Annotated in this window: 14 protein-coding genes; 3 read left to right on the forward strand and 11 right to left on the reverse strand. The window is 70.3% G+C overall.

Features of this window, described 5'->3' with window-relative positions:
* Window positions 1–37: 37 nt before the first annotated feature.
* The 3 genes from ACFYR3_RS18405 to ACFYR3_RS18415 form a co-directional block, all read right to left on the reverse strand.
* Window positions 38–1,501, reverse strand: coding sequence for an aldehyde dehydrogenase family protein (locus ACFYR3_RS18405; RefSeq protein WP_389283858.1), 1,464 nt, complete (start codon window positions 1,499–1,501; stop codon window positions 38–40).
* A gap of 305 nt (window positions 1,502–1,806) precedes the next feature.
* Entirely contained in the window at window positions 1,807–3,474 is a 1,668-nt protein-coding gene (locus tag ACFYR3_RS18410; protein WP_356781796.1) for a PucR family transcriptional regulator, read from the reverse strand.
* A 171-nt stretch (window positions 3,475–3,645) separates the two neighbouring features.
* Window positions 3,646–6,060, reverse strand: coding sequence for an ATP/GTP-binding protein (locus tag ACFYR3_RS18415; RefSeq protein ID WP_389283860.1), 2,415 nt, complete (start codon window positions 6,058–6,060; stop codon window positions 3,646–3,648).
* Window positions 6,061–6,362: 302 nt separating this feature from the next.
* Here ACFYR3_RS18415 and gabT point away from each other — a divergent pair, with 302 nt between their 5' ends.
* Complete coding sequence (gabT, locus tag ACFYR3_RS18420; RefSeq protein WP_355842184.1) at window positions 6,363–7,697, forward strand: 4-aminobutyrate--2-oxoglutarate transaminase; 1,335 nt, start codon at window positions 6,363–6,365, stop codon at window positions 7,695–7,697.
* A 485-nt stretch (window positions 7,698–8,182) separates the two neighbouring features.
* Complete coding sequence (locus ACFYR3_RS18425) at window positions 8,183–8,833, forward strand: phosphatase PAP2 family protein (protein WP_389283863.1); 651 nt, start codon at window positions 8,183–8,185, stop codon at window positions 8,831–8,833.
* Here ACFYR3_RS18425 and ACFYR3_RS18430 read toward each other — a convergent pair.
* From ACFYR3_RS18430 to ACFYR3_RS18465, 8 genes are all read right to left on the reverse strand, one after another.
* Window positions 8,772–10,517, reverse strand: a complete 1,746-nt coding sequence (locus tag ACFYR3_RS18430; RefSeq protein ID WP_389283979.1) for a chitinase — start codon at window positions 10,515–10,517, stop codon at window positions 8,772–8,774. The genes ACFYR3_RS18425 and ACFYR3_RS18430 overlap by 62 nt on opposite strands.
* 502 nt (window positions 10,518–11,019) lie before the next feature.
* Window positions 11,020–11,478, reverse strand: coding sequence for a hypothetical protein (locus tag ACFYR3_RS18435; protein WP_389283865.1), 459 nt, complete (start codon window positions 11,476–11,478; stop codon window positions 11,020–11,022).
* A 158-nt stretch (window positions 11,479–11,636) separates the two neighbouring features.
* Complete coding sequence (locus ACFYR3_RS18440) at window positions 11,637–13,064, reverse strand: FAD-dependent oxidoreductase (RefSeq protein ID WP_355842193.1); 1,428 nt, start codon at window positions 13,062–13,064, stop codon at window positions 11,637–11,639.
* 30 nt (window positions 13,065–13,094) lie between these two features.
* The gene (locus ACFYR3_RS18445; RefSeq protein ID WP_355842196.1) at window positions 13,095–13,895 is read right to left on the reverse strand and encodes an ABC transporter permease; all 801 of its coding nucleotides are present in this window, start codon (window positions 13,893–13,895) and stop codon (window positions 13,095–13,097) included.
* Window positions 13,896–14,825 (reverse strand): ABC transporter permease, encoded by a 930-nt coding sequence (locus ACFYR3_RS18450; protein WP_389283868.1) that lies wholly within the window; start codon window positions 14,823–14,825, stop codon window positions 13,896–13,898.
* Window positions 14,825–15,976, reverse strand: coding sequence for an ABC transporter ATP-binding protein (locus ACFYR3_RS18455; protein WP_355842515.1), 1,152 nt, complete (start codon window positions 15,974–15,976; stop codon window positions 14,825–14,827). Before ACFYR3_RS18455 ends, ACFYR3_RS18450 begins: the two co-directional genes overlap by 1 nt.
* 5 nt (window positions 15,977–15,981) lie before the next feature.
* Entirely contained in the window at window positions 15,982–17,229 is a 1,248-nt protein-coding gene (locus ACFYR3_RS18460) for a spermidine/putrescine ABC transporter substrate-binding protein (protein ID WP_355842202.1), read from the reverse strand.
* A 73-nt stretch (window positions 17,230–17,302) separates the two neighbouring features.
* The gene (locus tag ACFYR3_RS18465; RefSeq protein ID WP_355842204.1) at window positions 17,303–18,829 is read right to left on the reverse strand and encodes a gamma-aminobutyraldehyde dehydrogenase; all 1,527 of its coding nucleotides are present in this window, start codon (window positions 18,827–18,829) and stop codon (window positions 17,303–17,305) included.
* Between the two features lie 208 nt (window positions 18,830–19,037).
* On the opposite strand from ACFYR3_RS18465, the gene ACFYR3_RS18470 reads away from it, so the two are divergent.
* On the forward strand, window positions 19,038–19,628 hold the full coding sequence (locus ACFYR3_RS18470; RefSeq protein ID WP_355842207.1) for an NADAR family protein: 591 nt from the start codon (window positions 19,038–19,040) through the stop codon (window positions 19,626–19,628).
* The last annotated feature ends 131 nt before the right edge of the window (window positions 19,629–19,759 follow it).

The raw sequence follows: 19,759 nt of genomic DNA on the forward strand, positions 1-19,759 counted from the left end.
CAGTGGGCTCCGGCCGTCGGTTTCGGTGAGGTCTGCGTCAGAGGGCGAGGCCCGTCAGCACCAGCACGCGCTCGTACGTGTAGTCGTCCATCGCGAACTTGACGCCCTCGCGGCCGACGCCGGACTGCTTCGCACCGCCGTACGGCATCTGGTCGGCGCGGTAGGACGGCACGTCGCCGATCACGACGCCGCCCACCTCCAGGGCGCGGTGCGCGCGGAACGCGGTCTGCAGATCGTGCGTGAACACACCTGTCTGGAGGCCGTACTTGGAGCTGTTGGCGGCGGCGAAGGCAGCGGCCTCGCCCTCCACCCTCTGCACGGTGAGGACCGGTCCGAAGACCTCCTCGCAGGAGATCGTGACGTCGGCCGGCACGTCGGCGAGGACGGTCGGCGCGTAGGAGGCACCGTCGCGCTTGCCGCCGGTGAGCAGCGTGGCGCCGGCCGCGACGGCCTCGTCCACCCACGACTCGACGCGCTCGGCGGCGGCCTCGCTGACCAGCGGGCCGACATCCGTCGTGTCGTCGGACGGGTCGCCGGTGACCTGGGCCTCGACGGCGGCGACGATGCGCGGCAGCAGCCGCTCGTACACCGCCGCGTCCGCGATCACGCGCTGCACCGAGATGCAGGACTGGCCGCCCTGGTAGTTGGAGAAGGTCGCGATCCGGGTCGCGGCCCAGTCCAGGTCCGCGTCGCTCGCGAAGTCGGCGAGGACGACGGCCGCGCCGTTGCCGCCCAGCTCCAGGGTGCAGTGCTTGCGCGGCACCGAGTCCATGATCGCGTAACCGACGGTCTCGGAACCGGTGAAGGAGATGACCGGAAGGCGCTCGTCCTGGACCAGGGCGGGCATCTTGTCGTTGGCGACCGGCAGGATGCTCCACGAACCGGCCGGGAGGTCGGTCTCGGCCAGCAGGTCACCGATGATCAGGCCGGACAGCGGGGTCGCGGGCGCCGGCTTCAGGATGATCGGGGCACCCGCGGCGATGGCCGGGGCGACCTTGTGGGCGCACAGGTTGAGCGGGAAGTTGAAGGGCGCGATACCGAGGACGACACCCTTGGGGAAGCGGCGCGTGAGGGCGAGCCGGCCCTGACCACCCGGGTCGGTGTCGAGGCGCTGCGCCTCGCCGCCGTTGAAGCGGCGGGCCTCCTCCGCTGCGAAGCGGAACACGGACACCGCGCGGCCGACCTCGCCCCGGGCCCACTTGATCGGCTTGCCGTTCTCGGCGGAGATGAGCTGCGCGATCTCCTCGGTGCGCTCGGCGAGGCGGCGCGAGACATGGTCGAGGGCTGCGGCGCGTACGTGGGCCGGGGTGGCGGCGAACTCGTCGCGCACGGCGTACGCGGCGGCCACGGCCTCTTCGACCTGGGCCTCGGTGGGCACGCTGACCTGACCGACGACCCGGCCGTCCCACGGCGAGGTGACGTCGAAGGTGGTCTCACCGGTGGCCTGGCGGCCGGCGAGCCAGAAGGCGTGGGCGGCCCCCACAATCTTTTCCTGGGGCATGTGCGAGTCCCGGCCCTTCCATAGTGGGGGTGACGACGAGGGGGGTGACGACGGGGTGTTTCTGGTGGTGCTGTGCTTTCCCGTCCACGGTAGGGCCGGGAACACCGCCGGTGGTTTGTCCGGTGCGTAGCAGTCGGAGGGCGGGGTACACCGGTTTGGCCTGATCGTCCAAGTCACCCGAAGGCGGTCGGGGCTGGGGGGACCGGTAACCCGCGCGGGCAGGTCACCGGGGCAACCGTGCCCCACGGCTCACGGCTCACGGCTCACGCATACCTGAGCGAGCTGCCCTCAGCGGCGGAGTCGGTTCACTCCCCCGTCGCGGTCGTGGCCTTCAGGGCCAGCCAGAGTTCCATCCGGACGTCGGGATCGTCCAGCGATCGGCCGAGGATCTCCTCGACCCTGCGCATCCGGTAGCGCAGTGTGTGCCGGTGGACCCCCAGATCGGCGGCCGCCGCGTCCCACTGACCGTGGCGCGACAGCCACGCCCGCAGCGAGGCGACCAGGTCTCCGCGCCCGGTGGCGTCGTGCTCGTGGAGCGCCCGCAGGAGCCCGTCCGCGAACGCCCGCACCGCGTCGTCCGCGAGCAGCGGCAGCACGGAACCGGCCCCCAGTTCCTCGTGCTCGACGAGGAACCGGCCCCGCCGCCGGGCGACGGACAGGGCCTGTTCGGCCTGCTTGTAGGCAGCGCGGGCGGCGATCGGGCCGGCGGGGGCCGAGAGCCCCACAACGAGTTCGGCGTCGTCCCCGGAGGCCCCGGCGGGCTGCTCGCGCGGGACGGCCCGCGCCGACTCCAGCACCACGGCGTAGTCCCCGCAGGCGGCGACCGCGGCGCCGCCGTCCACGGCGAGGACGACGAGCCGCTCCCCGTCGGGCACGACGAGCACGGACTCCCCCGAACGCGCGGCGGCGGATTCGACGACCTCGGCGAGGCCGCCCAGCGGATCGCCGTTGACGCCGGGCACGGCGACGGCGGTCTTGGAGGGCGCGGCGGCGCCGACGCGCGCGTGCCCGTCGGCGTGCGCCCGCCCGGCCGACGCGGACACCGACTCGGCGATGATCAGCCGGAAGGGCGCGTCGAGCAGTTCGCCGTACAGGTCCCCGGCGACGGCGCGCGCGTGGTCGGGCTCCCCGGCGAGCAGCATCCCCAGCACGGCCGCGCCGATCCGCTGTTCGGCGGCGTGCAGGGACCGCGAGCGTTCCGTGGTGAGTGTCAGCAGGGCGATCGCCGAGTGCACGGCGTAGCGCTCGGCGGTGCCGAGGGCTCCGGCGGTCCCCACGGCGAGCGCGGCGCGCGGCCTGCGTCCCGTTCCGAGGGAGTGCAGTTCGACGCGGTCCTCGCCGCCCACCACCGAGCTCGCGGGTGCGGGCCGCTCGCGCAGCCGCTCCACGTCCGGGGTGAGCCGGGCGGCCCGGCGCCCCGCCCAGTCCGGCGCGGTGGCGACGACGGCGCCGGACGCGTCGTAGAGCGCCGCCCATCCGTCGACCTGTCCGGCGAGCGCGCCGAGCAGCCCTTCCGGTCCGTCGTTCAGCGCCTGCTTGGTGAGTTCGCGCTGTGCGGCGAACCCGGCGGTGACGGCCCGGTACTGATCCGCGGCGATGGCGGCGGACACGGCCTTGCTGATGGCGAGGAAGGGCGTACGCCGGGGTACTTCGAGGAGCGGCAGCCCCTCCTCCCCGGCCGCGTCGACGAGCGCCTTCGGGATCTCGTCGTAGTTGACCCCGACGGCGAAGCCGATCCCGACGACTCCGGCACCGGCCAGCCGCTTCACGTAGCGCCGCATGGTGTCGGGATCGTCCGCGTCCAGCTTGAGCGCGGTGATCAGCAGCAGCTCCCCGCCCTCCATGTACGGCACGGGGTCGGCGAGCTCGCTGACATGTGCCCAGCGGACCGGCACGTCCAGGCGGTCCTCGCCCGCACGCACCGTGAGCTTGAGCGCGGAGTGGTGGACGAGCGAGGCGAGCGTGGGGGGCATGAGGCCTTCAGGTCGGTGTGATCTCTGTGATCTTTTGGCCGCCGCGTATGAACGGCCTATGTCGATTCTGCCTCACCGTACGGTCGCCGTGTGCGTTCCTGTCCATACACCCTGGTCAGTGGGTCCGTATATCCATACGTCTGCCCGATACATCATGCCTGGTGGTGCGGGTCAGCCGCGCAGGTCCACCAGCAGCGGCGGGGTGTGTTCGCCCTTCACGCTGGTCAGGGACAGCACCGCGTGCCCGGGCGGCACCGCGTGGGCCAGTTCGGACGCGGACCAGCGCTCCCGCTCTACCTGACGCAGGGTGACGGCGTCCGTGGTCACCGCCTTGCCGGTCACCAGCTTGCGCAGCGCGTGAATGGCGCGGGTCATGGGCTGATCGGCGAAAACGGTGTGCTGGGCCACATCGCGCGCCTCGACCCACTCGGTACCCCAGGACTCGGCGAAGCGCCCACCGTCCCAGGTCGTGACGCCGGAGAAGGCCATGCGGCAGCCCACCGCCCCGTACAGCGGCCCGTGCAAGGCCTCGGGGATGTCCCCGATGGTCCGCAGGGCGAGGACCACTCCCGCGTTCTGCGCTCGGAAGCCCTGAATGCGCCGGACCGTCTCGGCGGTCAGCGCCCCCGTCGCGTCGTCGAGCACCAGGCAGGCGAAGTGCCTGCGCTCGCCGCCGCGGACGACGGCGGCGAACTGGGCGAGCAGCAGCCGGGTGATCAGCTGGGACGCCTCTTCGTACCCGCGTTCCGGGAGATCGATCCGGACGCGCAGCGGATGATGGGCGACCGCCCGGAGCGAGAAGGGCCGGGCGCTCCCGCCCGCTCCGAAGAAGTCCGCGAAGACGGGCCGGTCCAGCAGGGCCAGCCGGTCGGCCAGAACCGGGCCGGGGTCGTTCGAGCCGCCCTTCTGCCGCAGCCGCGCTTCGAGTTCACGGAGCATCGCGGGGTGCTCACCGGTCGACAGGCCTTGCCGCAACGGTTCCAGTACCGCGGGCACTCCTTCGAGCAGTTCGCGCAGCACGGGAACCGTCGGGAACGTGCCGTACACGGCCCGGTAGGGACCGAGGAGCTGGGCGAGGGCGGTGGCGGCGCGCCGGACGTCGACGCCGTCGACGCTCCCGACCAGGCCTTCGGCGAGAAACGCGGCGGCTTCGTCGGGGTCGTCGGAGTCGGCGTACAGGTCCAGGTCATGGACCGACTCGGGATTGCCGAGCTTCACGACGACGTCGTACGACGTGTCCGGGCCGACCGGCGTCCCGGCGGCCGCCACGACGACGACGGCGCACCGCGCGGTGAGGGCCTGCAGCCCGAGCGATTCGACGACGGGCCGTACGAGGTGGCGGGTCTTCCCGGAACCCGCCGGTCCGACCGCGAGGAGCGAGGTGCCGAGTGTCGCCGGGTCGAGGGCGGCACCCGCGCCGGAGTAGGCGAGCGGAGTGCGCTCCCGGGCGACCCACCGGCCGAGCCGTACCTGGGCCGCGAGCAGGTCGTGCGAGGCGGCGCGGGAGGGCAGATCGCGGGCTCCGGACGGATGGGTCCAGGCGGCGGCGCCCCGCCGGAGCACGGTGTCGCTGAAGACGGCGAGCTGTCCGTCCCGCTTCGCCGAGGTCCAGGCACGCAGGATCCTCGCGCAGTCCACGTCGTTCATACGGCCGGTCAGCACCTCGGAGGACAGGAGTTCCGCCGCTTTGTGCTGTCCGGTCGCCCTCAGTTCGGGCCACTCGGCGGGAGGGCCGGACGCCTCCGAGGGCTCGGCCGAGGACGCCGGCGTACCGGCTGGAGCCGGCCGGGAGGCAAACCGCTCCTTGGCCAGCGGCCACCATCCGCCCAGCTTGGCGAAGGGCAGCAGGACCAGCACGGTGATCAGCGTGTAGACGCCATAGCTGAGAGTCAGCGACTGGAACACCTCGTCGCCGCCGGCGATCAGCGCCACGAGGGACAGCACCGGATTGACGATCGGCAGGGGGTCCCACCCGATACCCGGAAAGGCGTCCGGCCAGACGAACGTCAGGGTCAGCAGGGCCGCCAGGGCCGCGATGACGGCCCGGCCGGGTTGCGCGCGCCGGACGACGAAGTGGTGGGCGACCTCGCGCCAGCTCCCGAGACGGCCCATCGCGTAGATCAGCGCGCCGAAGAAGAGGCCGTCGTAGACGACGATGGCATCCACACCCTGCCAGGACTTCGGGGACGTCGTCCCGCCCCACCACCAGTCGTCCGGCGTGAACAGTTTCAGCACGACCAGCTGATAGGGAACGTTCCCCCGGCGCCACAAGGACCAGACGATGAGCCCGAGCACCAAGGGGATCACCAGGCCGACGATCGTCACGGAGGCGAGCCGCTTCCGCTCCTTCGTCGCCCGGGGGGCGACGTATCCGTACCGCCAGATCCCCAGTGCGGCGTCGGGGCGGGGCACGTTGAGCCAGTCACGCACGGCCGGCCGGGGCGCCGGCGCCTGACCGGGCACGGGCGGCGGCCCCGAGGGCCTGGGCGGAGCACCGCCGGGAACAGCGGGGACCCCGGGGGGTGCGGCCGGACGAGGCACGGGATCGTGCGTGCCACGTGCGTCGCGCGTACCGTCGAAGTCCATCGTGTGCGCCCCCCTGACCAGCCAGTCCGCTTGTCGCTCTCAGGCCAATCTAGTGGTCCTGCGGGGCGAGTTCACCGTTTACACGGCCGGGCCGGCCGCGGCGGCGGACCACCCGGCGCCGGCCCCTCTATGTCCACCGCGGACAACCGAATCCTCCGACAACGCCCACATGGCGCATGCCGACCCCCCCTCCTCGGCTCTAGCCTGCGAAGAAAGAAGGCAAGCGTCCGAAAACCCCCCGCCCGGACCACCCCGCGTTCGCCGGGGACCGTCCGGTTCGCAAGATCATCAGGGAGCCCCTCATGACCGCACTTCCGCAGGAGCGCCGCGTCGTCACCGCCATTCCCGGCCCGAAGTCGCAGGAGCTGCAGGCCCGACGCATCGCCGTGGTCGCGGCCGGTGTGGGGTCGGTGCTCCCTGTCTTCACCACGCGCGCCGGCGGCGGGATCATCGAGGACGTCGACGGCAACCGCCTCATCGACTTCGGCTCCGGCATCGCCGTGACGTCGGTCGGCGCGAGCGCCGAGGCCGTCGTACGCCGGGCCTCCGCCCAGCTGCAGGACTTCACCCACACCTGCTTCATGGTCACGCCGTACGAGGGGTACGTCGCCGTCGCCGAGGCGCTCGCCGAGCTGACCCCGGGCGACCACGCCAAGAAGTCCGCCCTGTTCAACTCGGGTGCCGAGGCCGTCGAGAATGCCGTCAAGATCGCCCGCGCGTACACCAAGCGCCAGGCCGTCGTCGTCTTCGACCACGGCTACCACGGCCGTACGAACCTCACGATGGCGCTGACCGCCAAGAACATGCCGTACAAGAACGGCTTCGGCCCGTTCGCGCCCGAGGTCTACCGCGTGCCGGTCGCCTACGGCTACCGCTGGCTGACGGGCCCGGAGAACGCCGGTGCCGAGGCGTCCGCCCAGGCCATCGACATGATCAACAAGCAGATCGGCGCCGACAACGTCGCCGCGATCATCATCGAGCCGCTGCTCGGCGAGGGCGGCTTCATCGAGCCCGCGAAGGGCTTCCTGCCGGCCATCAGCCAGTTCGCCAAGGACAACGGCATCGTCTTCGTCGCGGACGAGATCCAGTCCGGCTTCTGCCGTACCGGCCAGTGGTTCGCCTGCGAGGACGAGGGCATCGTCCCGGACCTGATCACCACCGCCAAGGGCATCGCGGGCGGCCTGCCGCTCGCCGCCGTGACGGGCCGCGCCGAGATCATGGACGCCGCGCACTCCGGCGGCCTGGGCGGCACCTACGGCGGCAACCCGGTGGCCTGCGCCGGTGCGCTCGGCGCGATCGAGACGATGAAGGAGCTCGACCTCAACGCCAAGGCGAAGAACATCGAGTCGGTCATGAAGACCCGCCTCGGCGCCATGGCCGAGAAGTTCGACATCATCGGCGAGGTACGCGGGCGCGGCGCCATGATCGCGATCGAGCTGGTCAAGGACCCCGCCACCAAGGAGCCGAACCCGGAGGCGGCCGGCGCGCTCGCCAAGGCCTGCCACCAGGAGGGCCTGCTGGTCCTGACCTGTGGCACCTACGGCAACGTCCTCCGCTTCCTGCCCCCGCTGGTCATCGGCGAGGACCTCCTGAACGAGGGTCTCGACATCATCGAGCAGGCCTTCTCGCGCATCTGACGCCCGAGGCACCGCAGCACCGGAACCCGGGAAACCGCCCGCGGGCGGATTCCGCTCGGGTTCCGGTGCTGCGGCGTTCCGGGTCGGGGCGTGTGAAGAAGGTGTGCGAGGTGCATGACGGGACGCGATTCCGCCTGTCGGAGCCGCACCCCCTGCCGTAGGTTCTAACCAGATCAGCGATACACCGCCCACAGGGGACTGTGGGTGACACCGGGCCGAGGCTTCCCCGGCCTCGCCCTGGTCGTGCCCTCGCGCACACACCCGGAGCTTCCGGCTCCGGTTCTCCTCACGATCGGACGGTCGCCCGCCCCAAACCCCCCGGGGCGCGCGGCATTCCGGTCCGGACGGCCGCCTCGGAACCACCCCCCCCTGTTCCGGGGCGGCCGAACCTCCTTCTTCCCCTTCCTCCGCCGGGCCCGCTCTTCAGCCCGATGTGGCAGGCATGTGGTGCCGCGACAGCGTCGGACAATGGCAGGCTGTCCCCCATGCCCCGCACGCCCCTCCTGTTCGGCCTGCCCGCCCTCTGCTTCGTGCTCATCACCTGGCAGGTCATGGCGGGCGGCCCGCTCGTGAGCCTGGACGAGCGGCTGAGCGGCGCCCTCGTCCACCCGGACCGGTTCTCCGAACTGCTCGCCGACCTCGGCAACATCCAGGTGGCGGTTCCGGTGCTCGTCCTGGCGCTGATGTACGTCGCCCGGCGGGGCCGCGCCACCGGTCTGGACCGATGGTGGCTGCCCCCGGCCGCCGCCGCGGTCCTGATGGCCCTCGTCCCCGCGGTGATCGTGCCGCTGAAGAACCTCGTCGCCCGGCCGGGCCCCCCGGTCATGGGACCCGGCACCGGCTTCTATCCCTCGGGGCACACCGCCACCGCCTTCATCGCGTACGGCGCCGCGACGCTGCTCCTCCTCCCCCTGCTCCGCACCGCGGGCGCGCGTGGCGCACTGCTGAGCGTCTGTGTGGCCGTGAACGCGTGCGTGGCCTTCGGCCTGGTCCGGCGCGGCTACCACTGGCCACTGGACGTGGTGGCCAGTTGGTGCCTCTGCGCTGTGCTGCTGTACAGCCTGGGGCTGTACGTCAGCCGAAGTACGCGTCGAAGTTCCGCGAGAACTCCCAGCCTCCGAACCGGTCCCAGTTGACCGACCACGTCATCAGGCCGCGCAGGCCCGGCCAGGTGCCATGGGTCGCGTACGAGCCGCAGTTGGCCTTCTTCGTGAGGCAGTCGAGGGTCTTGGTGACCTCGGCCGGGGCCACATAGCCGTTGCCGGCGTTGGTGGTGGCGGGCATGCCGATGGCGATCTGGTCGGGGCGCAGGGGCGGGAAGACGTTGTTCGCGTCGCCCGCCACCGGGAAGCCGGTCAGCAGCATGTCGGTCATCGCGATGTGGAAGTCGGCGCCGCCCATGGAGTGGTACTGGTTGTCGAGGCCCATGATCGAGCCCGAGTTGTAGTCCTGGACGTGCAGCAGGGTCAGGTCGTCGCGCAGGGCGTAGATCACCGGGAGGTAGGCGCCGGCGCGCGGGTCCTGGCCGCCCCACTTCCCGGTGCCGTAGTACTGGTATCCGAGCTGGACGAAGAAGGTCTCCGGAGCCATGCTCAGCACGAACTTCGAGCCGTACTTGGCCTTCAGTGTCTTCAGGGCCGAGATGAGGTTGACGATCACCGGGGTGGTCGGGCTCTTGAAGTTCGTGTCGCTCGCGTCCAGGGAGAGCGAGTGGCCCTCGAAGTCGATGTCCAGGCCGTCCAGGCCGTAGGTGTCGATGATCTTCGAGACCGAGGAGACGAAGGTGTCGCGGGCGGCCGTGGTGGTGAGCTGGACCTGGCCGTTCTGGCCGCCGATCGAGATCAGCACCTTCTTGCCGGCCGCCTGTTTGGCCTTGATCGCGGCCTTGAAGTCGGCGTCGCTCTCCACCGTGGCGCACTCGGTGACCGGGCAGCGGTTGAAGCGGATGTCGCCCGAGGTGACGGAGGTCGGTTCGCCGAAGGCCAGGTCGATGACGTCCCAGCTGTCGGGTACGTCGGCCATGCGCGTGTAGCCGGCGCCGTTGGCGAAGCTCGCGTGCAGGTAGCCGACGAGGGCGTGGGCGGGCAGGTCGGAGGAGCCTCCGCCGCCCCCGCCGGAGCCGGCTGAGGTGGTCGCGGTGACCGTGGCCGACTTCGCCGACTCGCCCGCGATGTTCGTCGCCGCGACCTGGAAGGAGTACGCGGTGGAGGCGGACAGACCGCTCACGGTCGTCGAGTTGGCGGTGGCCGTCTGGACCTTCACACCGTCGCGGTACACGGCGTAGCCGGTCGCGCCGGGCACCGCCGTCCAGGACAGGCCGACCGCCGAGGAAGTGACCGTGCCGACCGTCAGTCCGGTGGGCGCGGCCGGCGGCTGCCCCGCGTCGACGCCGGGGCCGGTCAGCGAGAGGTCGTCGGCGTAGTAGGTGCCGGTGCCGTACCAGCCGTGCGTGTAGATCGTGACCTGGGTGGTGGCGGCGCCGGTGCGGAAAGTCGTGCTCAACTGCTGCCAGTCGGCCGCGGACGGGGTCCATGCACTGACGTCGGTCGTACCGGTGCCGGTCGCGCCGAGGTAGATGTAACTGCCCCGGACGTAGCCGGAGAGGGTGTACTGCGCGTCGGGCTTCACGGTCACGGTCTGCGAGCACTGTGCGTAGTCGCTGCCGGCCGGGGTCGCCATCAGCGCCGAACTACCGCTCCGAACCTGAGAATTGACGGTGCTCGCCGCCGTACAGGTCCAGCCGCTCAGGCCCGACTCGAATCCGCCGTTCCTGGCGAGGTCCGCGTCGGCCGCGCGGGCGACCGACGAGAGCGCGACCATGCCGGGTGCGGCCAGGGCGGTGGCCGTGCACACGGCGAGCAGGGTTCGGCGACCGTGCACGAACGGTCTGTTGTGTCTGGTGCGGTCCACGATTGCCTCCGGGCATGGGGGAGTTGGAGGATGGAGCGCGCCCAACTTGGTCCAGACCAATTCGGTTGTCAAGCCCTCCGACAGGCAACGGAGTTCGGACGACCACCGTCCCGGACTTCGGAAGCTCACCGGACCGCCCTCCGGACGGTCACCGATCCCGACCCCTCACCGCCTCCGAACCCGGCCCTCACCGCCACCGATCCCGACCCCTCACCATCGCCGAACCCGGTCCTCAACGCCGCCGAACCCGGTCCACACCGTCACCGATCTCGACCCCTCACCGCCGCCGAACCCGGCCCACACCGCCGCCGATCTCGACCCCTCACCGCCACCGAACCCGGCCCACACCGCCGCCGATCTCGACCCCTCACCATCGCCGAACCCGGTCCCCGCCGCCGCCGAGCCCGGCTCCTCACCGCCGCCTGTCCTGGTTCCCGGCGAGGCCCGCCGCGGCTTCGTGCATGGCCAGTTCGAGCAGGGCCGGGTCGGTGAGCGTGCCCGAGCCGTCCGGCGGGACCAGCCACCGGACCCCGCCGGTCGACCGCCCCGGGTACGGCACCACGATCCAGGTGCCGTGGCCCGCCGTGCGCACCCCCGTGCCGAGCCACCGGGCCGCGGTGCCCGCGGGCACGAAGAAGCCCATCCGGGCGTCGCCGAAGTCGACGAGCACCGGCCCGGGTTGGTCGATCACCCGGGTCAGTACGTCGAGGGTCGGATAGCCGAGTTCGCCCGGCAGAATGAGGACGTCCCAGGCCCTTCCCGCCGGCAGCAGCGCGATCCCGCGGGGATTGCGCTCCCACTCCCAGCGGCAGGCCTCGGGATCCGGAGCCACGGATGCCAGCCACTCGACCGCCGCCTTGGGCCCTGTCATGACGGAACCTCCCTCTCGTGTCGACGCTGGTCGCGTCACAGCGGAGAGGGAGGTCCTGGCCGGTCATTACGCGGGTTCCGGCAACCAATTGACAGAAATTCAGCACACACGACCGGTGAACGACGTACGCCGCCGGGTCGCGTCCGGAGCGCGTGCCATCAGCTGTCGAAGCCGAGGCCCAGTTTGTCCATCGTCTTCAGCCACAGATTGCGCCGGCCGCCGTGCGTGTCCGCCCGTGCCAGCGACCACTTGGTGAGCGCGATGCCGGTCCACGCGAAAGGCTCGGGCGGGAACGGCAGCGGCTTCCGGCGGACCATCTCCAGCTCGGTCCGTTCGGTGCGCTCCCCCGCCAGCAGGTCGAGCATCACGTCCGCGCCGAACCGGGTGGCGCCCACACCGAGGCCCGTATAGCCCGCCGCGTAGGCGACCTTGCCCCCGTGGGCGCTGCCGAAGAACGCCGAGAACCGCGAGCAGGTGTCGATCGCGCCGCCCCAGGCGTGGGAGAAACGGACGCCCTCCAGCTGTGGGAAGCAGGTGAAGAAGTGCCCGGCGAGCTTGGCGTACGTCTCGGGGCGGTCGTCGTGCTCGGCGTTCATCCGCCCGCCGTACGGGTAGATCGCGTCGTAGCCGCCCCACAGGATCCGGTTGTCGGCGGACAGCCGGAAGTAGTGGAACTGGTTGGCCGAGTCGCCGAGGCCCTGGCGGTTCTTCCAGCCGATGGACGCCAGCTGGTCGGCGGTGAGCGGCTCGGTCATCAGCGCGTAGTCGTAGACCGGGACGGTGTACGAGCGGACGCGCCTGACCAGGTTCGGGAAGATGTTGGTGCCGAGGGCCACCCGGCGGGCGCGGACCGAGCCGTACGGCGTGCGGACGGCCATACCGGCGCCGGACGGCTTCAGTGCGAGGGCGGGCGTGTGCTCGTACACCCGCACTCCGAGCTCCACGCATGCCCGCTTCAGGCCCCACGCCAGCTTGGCCGGGTGCAGCATGGCGACACCGCGGCGGTCGTGCAGCCCGGCCAGGAAGGTCGGGGAGTCGACCTGTTCGCGTACGGCGCCGGTGTCGAGGAACTCGATGCCGTCGGCGAGGCCCTCGCGCTCCAGCTCCTGGTGCCACTCGCGCAGTTCGGCCGCCTGGTGCGGCTCGGTGGCTACGTCGATCTCACCGCTGCGCTCGAAGTCGCAGTCGAGGGAGTAGCGGGCGACGGCCGCCTCGATCTCGTCGAGGTTGCGGGCGCCCAGTTCCTCCAGCTTCCTGATCTCGTCCGGCCATCGGGTGAGTCCGTTGGACAGACCGTGGGTGAGGGATGCGGCGCAGAAGCCGCCGTTGCGGCCCGAGGCGGCCCAGCCCACCTCGCGGCCCTCCACCAGGACGACATCCCGCCCGGGGTCACGCTCCTTGGCGATCAGCGCGGTCCACAGTCCGCTGTAGCCGCCGCCGACGACGAGCAGGTCGCAGGTCTCGGCGCCGGTGAGCGCGGGCTCGGGGCGGGGTTTGCCGGGGTCGTCCAGCCAGTACGGGACCGGCTGGGCGTCGGAAAGGGATTTCGTCCACTGATTACCACGGGTCATGGCGCTTGGGGCCATGATTTCAACTCCCAACAAGGGTGACGAGCGTTATGCCTTTTGCCTGTTCCGGCGATTGCCGAGAACCATTCCGGCCAGGACGAACAGTACGGCGACGAGGAACATGGCCGTACCGATGACATTGATCTGGACGGGTGTTCCGCGCTGTGCCGAACCCCAGACGAACATGGGGAACGTGACGGTCGAGCCCGCGTTGAAATTGGTGATGATGAAATCGTCGAAGGAGAGCGCGAAGGCGAGCAGCGCGCCCGCGGCGATTCCGGGGGCCGCGATGGGCAGGGTGACGCGCAGGAAGGTCTGCGCGGGTCCTGCGTAGAGGTCCTGGGCCGCCTGTTCCAGCCGCGGGTCCATCGACATGACACGGGCCTTGACGGCCGTCACGACGAAGCTGAGGCAGAACATGATGTGGGCGATCAGGATCGTCCAGAAGCCGAGCTGCGCGCCCATGTTGAGGAACAGGGTGAGCAGCGAGGCGGCCATGACGACCTCGGGCATCGCCATCGGCAGGAAGATCAGCGAGTTCACGGCGCCGCGCGCGCGGAAGCGGTAGCGGACCAGCGCGAAGGCGATCATCGTGCCGAGGACGGTGGCCCCGATCGTCGCCCAGACGGCGATCTGGAGGCTGAGCCCGAGCGAGCCGCACATGTCGGCGACGCCGCACGGGTCCTTCCATGCGTCCGTGGAGAACTGCTGCCACTCGTAATTGAAGCGCCCCTTCGGTTTGTTGAAGGAGAACACGGTGACGACGACGTTGGGCAGCAGCAGATAGGACAGCGTCAGCAGTCCCGCGATGACGATGAGATGGCGCTTGAGCCAATTGACGAAGGGCATTTAGACCAGATCCTCCGTCCCGGACCGGCGGATGTAGACCGTGACCATGAGGAGAATCGCGGCCATGAGAATGAAGGAGAGCGCGGCGGCCGTCGGATAGTCCAGGATCCTCAGGAACTGGGTCTGGATGACGTTGCCGATCATGCGGGTGTCGGTCGAGCCGAGGAGTTCGGCGTTGACGTAGTCACCGGCCGCTGGGATGAAGGTCAGCAGCGTTCCGGAGACCACGCCCGGCATCGACAGCGGGAAGGTGACCTTGCGGAAGGTCGTCCAGGGCCTGGCGTACAGGTCGCCCGCGGCCTCGTGCAGCCGGCCGTCGATGCGCTCCAGCGAGGTGTAGAGCGGCAGGATCATGAACGGCAGGAAGTTGTACGTCAGACCGCACACCACGGCCAGTGGTGTCGCGAGGACGCGGTCGCCCGCGGTCCAGCCGAGCCAGTCCGTGACGCTCAGGACGTGCAACGAGTTCAGCGCGTGCACGACCGGGCCGCTGTCGGCGAGGATCGTCTTCCAGGCCAGGGTGCGGATCAGGAAGCTGGTGAAGAAGGGCGCGATCACCAGGATCATGATCAGGTTGCGCCAGCGGCCCGCGCGGAAGGCGATCAGATAGGCCAGCGGGTAGCCGAGCAGCAGGCACAGGACCGTGGCGGCGGCCGCGTAGGAGACCGAGCGCAGGAACTGCGGCCAGTACTCGGCGAGCGAGTCCCAGTAGGTCGCGAAGTGCCAGGTGACCTTGTAGCCCTCCTCCAGGGAGCCCGTCTGCACGGACGTGGAGGCCTGGTAGATCATCGGCAGCGCGAAGAAGACGACCAGCCAGAGCAGGCCGGGCAGCAGCAGCCAGTACGGGACCAGGCGGCCACGCTTTTTGGGTGGCTTCTGGGCGGGCTCCGGCGCGATCGGTGGCGCCTCCGCCTCGGTGACGGTGGCCATCAGGCGGCCTCCTCCTCGGCCAGATCGACACCCGCGTCGATGTCCTGAGCAGCGTCGAGACCGAAGGTGTGCGCCGGGCTCCAGTGCAGGACGACGTCCGCGCCGGGGACCAGGCGGGAGTCCCGGTCGATGTTCTGGGCGTAGACCTCGAACTCGGGGCAGACGGCGCTGTCGATGACGTACTGCGTGGAGACGCCGATGAAGCTGGAGTCGGCGATCTTGCCGGTGATCCGGTTGCGGCCGGCGGGTATCTCGCCCGCGTCGTCGGCGTGCGTGAGGGAGATCTTCTCCGGGCGGACGCCCACCAGGACCTTGCCGCCGGTCGTGGCGGGTGCCGAGCAGCGCGCCACGGGGAGCACCAGCTTGCCGCCGCCCGCCTTGAGCACGATGTCGTCGCCGCTGCGGGAGTCGACCTCGGCCTCGATGAGGTTGGAGGTGCCGAGGAAGTTGGCGACGAAGGTGGTGTTCGGGTTCTCGTAGAGGTCGGCGGGCGCGCCGAGCTGCTCGACCCGGCCCGCGTTCATCACGGCGACGGTGTCGGCCATGGTCATGGCCTCCTCCTGGTCGTGCGTGACGTGCACGAAGGTGATGCCGACCTCGGTCTGGATCCGCTTGAGCTCCAGCTGCATCTGGCGGCGCAGCTTGAGGTCGAGGGCGCCGAGGGGCTCGTCCAGGAGCAGCACCTTGGGGTGGTTGATCAGTGCGCGGGCGACCGCGACACGCTGCTGCTGGCCGCCGGAGAGCTGGTGGGGTTTCTTGCGCGCCTGCTCGCCGAGCTGGACGAGGTCGAGCATCTCCTCGACCTGCTTCTTGACGCTCTTGATCCCGCGCCGGCGCAGGCCGAAGGCGACGTTCTCGAAGATGTCCAGGTGCGGGAAGAGCGCGTACGACTGGAAGACGGTGTTCACCGGCCGCTTGTACGGCGGCAGGTTCGTCACCTCCTGGTCGCCGAGGTGCACGGTGCCGGAGGAAGGTTCCTCCAGACCGGCGATCATGCGCAGGGTGGTCGTCTTGCCGCAGCCCGAGGCGCCGAGCAGGGCGAAGAAGGAGCCCTGCGGCACGGTCAGGTCGAGCGGCTGCACGGCGGTGAAGGAGCCGTAGGTCTTGCTGATCCCGGTGAGGCGGACATCGCCGCTGTTCTCTGTCGTCATCATCGTCACGCCCCTGTGAGCTTCGCGAACTTCTCTTCGTAGGCGGTCTCTTCCTTCTGGCTCAGCGCGCGGAAGGAGCGGGACCTGACCTGCATGGCCTTGTCGGGGACGATCAGCGGGTTGTTCGCCGCGTCCTGGTCGATCTTGGCAAGGTAGGGCTTCACGCCTTCGACCGGTGTCGCGTAGTTGATGTACGCGGCGAGCTCGGCGGCCTGCTCCGGCTCGTAGTAGAAGTCGATCAGCCTCTCGGCGTTCGTCTTGTGACGCGCCTTGTTGGGGACCAGCAGGTTGTCGGTCGACGTCATGTAGCCGCTGTCGGGGATGACGAAGTCGACGTCCGGGCTGTCGTTCTTGAGCTGGACGATGTCGCCGGCCCAGGCGACACAGGCCGCGATGTCGCCCTTGGTCAGGTCGGACGTGTAGTCGTTGCCCGTGAAGCGGCGGATCTGGCCCTTGTCGACGGCCTTCTGGAGCCTGGCGATCGCCGCGTCGAAGTCGTCGTCGGTGAACTTCGCCGGGTCCTTGCCCATGTCGAGCAGGGTCATGCCCATGGTGTCGCGCATCTCGGACAGGAACGAGACGCGGCCCTTCAGCTTCGGGTTGTCGAGGAGGTCGGAGACCGACTTCACCTCGATCCCGTCGAGCGCCTTCTTGTTGAAGGCGACGATGGTGGGGATGCCCTGCCACGGGTACGAGTAGGCGCGTCCCGGGTCCCAGTCGGGGTTGCGGAACTGCGACGACAGGTTGGTGTAGGCGTGCGGCAGGTTGGACGGGTCGAGTTTCTGCACCCAGCCCAGGCGGATCACGCGCGCGGCCAGCCAGTCGGTGAGGACGATCAGGTCACGGCCGGTGGGCTGGCCGGCGGCGAGCTGCGGCTTGATCTTGGCGAAGAACTCGTTGTTGTCGTTGATGTCCTCGGTGTACTTGACCGAGATACCCGTCCGCTTACGGAAGGTCTCCAGCGTCGGATGGTGCTTGCCGCTGTCGTCGAGGTCGATGTACTCGGTCCAGTTGGAGAAGTTGAGGGTCTTCTCCGTGGCGGAGTGGTCCTGGGCGGACATGCCGCCCTGGGTCCTGCCGGCCGCGGGGATCCCGCAGGCGCTCAGCGCCCCGAGACCGCCGACGGCCAGCGCGCCGCCCGCCGAGGCGCGCAGCAGTGACCGGCGGGTGAGGGACGCCCTGCCGTTCCGGAAGCTGCGCCGCATGGCGGCCAGTTGCACCGGGGACAGGCGTTCGGGCTCGTACTGCTCCATGCTCTGATGCCCTTTCGAGAGGGTCGCGGCCGTGGTCGCGGCCTGGTCTGCCACAGGGCCGTAGCCGGTGGGGCTACGGCCGGTCCCCGAAGACCGTGCGGTGCCAGTCCTTCCTGGCGACCGCGGTGTTGTCGAACATGACGTGCTTGATCTGCGTGTACTCCTCGAAGGAGTAGGCGGACATGTCCTTGCCGAAGCCGGACGCCTTGTAACCGCCGTGCGGCATCTCGCTGATGATCGGAATGTGATCGTTGATCCAGACGCAGCCGGCCTTGATCTCGCGGGTCGCGCGGTTGGCACGGTAGACATCGCGGCTCCAGGCGGAGGCGGCGAGTCCGTACGGTGTGTCGTTGGCCAGCGCGATGCCCTCGTCGTCGGTGTCGAAGGGGAGCACCACGAGCACCGGACCGAAGATCTCGGCCTGCACGATCTCGCTGTCCTGCCCGGCGTCGGCGACGAGCGTGGGCGCGTAGTACGCGCCGTTCTTGAGCTCTCCCTGCGGGGCCTCGCCGCCGGTGACCACGCGCGCGTAGCCGCGGGCCCGGTCGACGAATCCGGCGACGCGGTCGCGCTGGGCGTGCGAGATCAGCGGGCCCAGGTCGGTGTCGGACGCGAAGGGATCGCCCACGCGGACGGTCGCCATCAGGGCGCCGGTGCGCTCCACGAACGCTTCGTAGAGCGGCCGTTGCACGTACGCGCGCGTGGCGGCCGTGCAGTCCTGGCCCGTGTTGATGAGTGAACCGGCGACCGCGCCGTGCACGGCGGCCTCGAGGTCCGCGTCGTCGAAGACGAGGAAGGGGGCCTTGCCGCCGAGCTCCAGGTGGAGGCGCTTGACGGTCGAGGTGGCGATCTCGGCGACGCGCTTACCGACGGCGGTCGACCCGGTGAAGGAGGTCATGGCGACGTCGGGGTGCCCGACCAGATGCTCACCGGCCTCCTTGCCCAGACCCGTGACGATGTTGATGACGCCGTCCGGGATACCCGCGTGGGTGGCCGCCTCGGCGAACAGCAGAGAGGTGAGCGGGGTCAGTTCGGCGGGCTTCAGCACGATCGTGTTGCCGGCCGCGATCGCCGGGAGGATCTTCCAGGCGGCCATCTGGAGCGGGTAGTTCCAGGGCGCGATGGAGCCGACGACGCCGATGGGTTCGCGGCGTACGTACGAGGTGTGGTCGCCGGAGTACTCACCGGCGGACTGGCCCTGCAGCTGCCGGGCGGCGCCCGCGAAGAAGGCGGTGTTGTCGATGGTTCCCGGCACGTCGAACTCGCGGGTCAGCTTGAGGGGCTTTCCGCACTGCAGCGACTCGGCCCGGGCGAACTCCTCGGCACGCTCGGCGAGCACGGCGGCGAAACGGTGCAGCGCGTCGGAGCGCTCCCCGGGAGTGGTGCCCGCCCAGCCGGGGAACGCCGCGCGGGCGGCCGCGACGGCCGCGTCCACGTCGGCGGTGCTCGCCAGCTCGTACGTGTACACCTCTTCGCCGGTGGCAGGGTTCACGACGGCGTGCGTACGACCGGAGGTGCCCTTGGTGAGACGCCCTCCGATGTACTGCGCGCCCTCCGCGAGACGGTCCTGCGCCTGGAAGCGATGGCCCGGATTGTGCATGTCGCTCTCCTCCGCCGTCCTCCCCGTCGAGACGGGGGTCGGCGTAGCTCCAGCTCGATTTGAGTGCCGATCCTGACAGAGCAAAGGGACTCCAACAAGTGATTCCGTTGTTGCCTTTTGGTTACGCGACGGAATCCTTCGACCAGGTGTCGAGTCCTCCTGGAAAAGGCGGGACGGAATGTCAGTGGTGCCTGCCAGAGTGGCGTGCATGGGGAAGATCGATACGCGGGATGCACTGATCAGTGCGGTGGAGTCGGGGACGCCGGTGAAGTATCTGCACTTCTGGGGGCACCGTCCGAGGGCGGACGGCCAGGTGGGGTCGAGCTGTCTCAGCCAGTGGTGGCCGTCGCCCTTCGTGATCGAAGGTGTCACTTACGCGACGGCGGAGCACTGGATGATGGCGTCCAAGGCACGCCTCTTCGGCGACGCCGAGGCCGAGCGGCAGGCGATCGAGGCGCCGAACCCCGCGCTGGCCAAGAAGGCCGGCCGGCTGGTGCGCGGCTTCGACGACGCCATATGGGAGCGCGAGCGGTTCGAGATCGTGGTCGAGGGCAGCGTCCACAAGTTCACCGCCCACCCCGGCCTGCGGGCGTTCCTGCTGGGCACGGGCGAGCGAAGCGAGATGGGGGTCCCCCCGGCCGAAGGCTGGGGGAGGGTACTCGTCGAGGCGAGCCCCATGGACCGGGTCTGGGGCATCGGACTCGCCGCGACCGACGAGGGCGCGTCGAACCCCCGCCACTGGCGTGGACCGAACCTGCTGGGCTTCGCATTGATGGAGGCACGGGAGCGGTTGCGCTAGCCGCTGGTGACCCCCGGGGGGGCGAGACCAGCGCGCTGCCTGGAAGGCCACGCCCGCTGCCGCCCGGGAGCGGAGCGCCGGTCGGCGGCTCTCGCCGCCCGGGAGCCGGTCGGCGAGAGCCGGCGGCGCCG

It is taken from the genome of Streptomyces sp. NPDC005784, assembly GCF_042871525.1.
GTDB lineage: Bacteria > Actinomycetota > Actinomycetes > Streptomycetales > Streptomycetaceae > Streptomyces.

Bases quoted from the DNA above. Each gene is read 5' to 3' on its own strand.
- ACFYR3_RS18435 (WP_389283865.1), bottom strand. From the start codon at position 11,478: ATGACAGGGCCCAAGGCGGCGGTCGAGTGGCTGGCATCCGTGGCTCCG.
- ACFYR3_RS18425 (WP_389283863.1), top strand. From the start codon at position 8,183: ATGCCCCGCACGCCCCTCCTGTTCGGCCTGCCCGCCCTCTGCTTCGTG.
- ACFYR3_RS18460 (WP_355842202.1), bottom strand. From the start codon at position 17,229: ATGGAGCAGTACGAGCCCGAACGCCTGTCCCCGGTGCAACTGGCCGCC.
- ACFYR3_RS18405 (WP_389283858.1), bottom strand. From the start codon at position 1,501: ATGCCCCAGGAAAAGATTGTGGGGGCCGCCCACGCCTTCTGGCTCGCC.
- ACFYR3_RS18415 (WP_389283860.1), bottom strand. From the start codon at position 6,060: ATGGACTTCGACGGTACGCGCGACGCACGTGGCACGCACGATCCCGTG.
- gabT (WP_355842184.1), top strand. From the start codon at position 6,363: ATGACCGCACTTCCGCAGGAGCGCCGCGTCGTCACCGCCATTCCCGGC.
- ACFYR3_RS18430 (WP_389283979.1), bottom strand. From the start codon at position 10,517: ATGGTCGCGCTCTCGTCGGTCGCCCGCGCGGCCGACGCGGACCTCGCC.
- ACFYR3_RS18450 (WP_389283868.1), bottom strand. From the start codon at position 14,825: ATGGCCACCGTCACCGAGGCGGAGGCGCCACCGATCGCGCCGGAGCCC.
- ACFYR3_RS18455 (WP_355842515.1), bottom strand. From the start codon at position 15,976: ATGACGACAGAGAACAGCGGCGATGTCCGCCTCACCGGGATCAGCAAG.
- ACFYR3_RS18470 (WP_355842207.1), top strand. From the start codon at position 19,038: ATGGGGAAGATCGATACGCGGGATGCACTGATCAGTGCGGTGGAGTCG.
- ACFYR3_RS18440 (WP_355842193.1), bottom strand. From the start codon at position 13,064: ATGGCCCCAAGCGCCATGACCCGTGGTAATCAGTGGACGAAATCCCTT.
- ACFYR3_RS18410 (WP_356781796.1), bottom strand. From the start codon at position 3,474: ATGCCCCCCACGCTCGCCTCGCTCGTCCACCACTCCGCGCTCAAGCTC.
- ACFYR3_RS18445 (WP_355842196.1), bottom strand. From the start codon at position 13,895: ATGCCCTTCGTCAATTGGCTCAAGCGCCATCTCATCGTCATCGCGGGA.
- ACFYR3_RS18465 (WP_355842204.1), bottom strand. From the start codon at position 18,829: ATGCACAATCCGGGCCATCGCTTCCAGGCGCAGGACCGTCTCGCGGAG.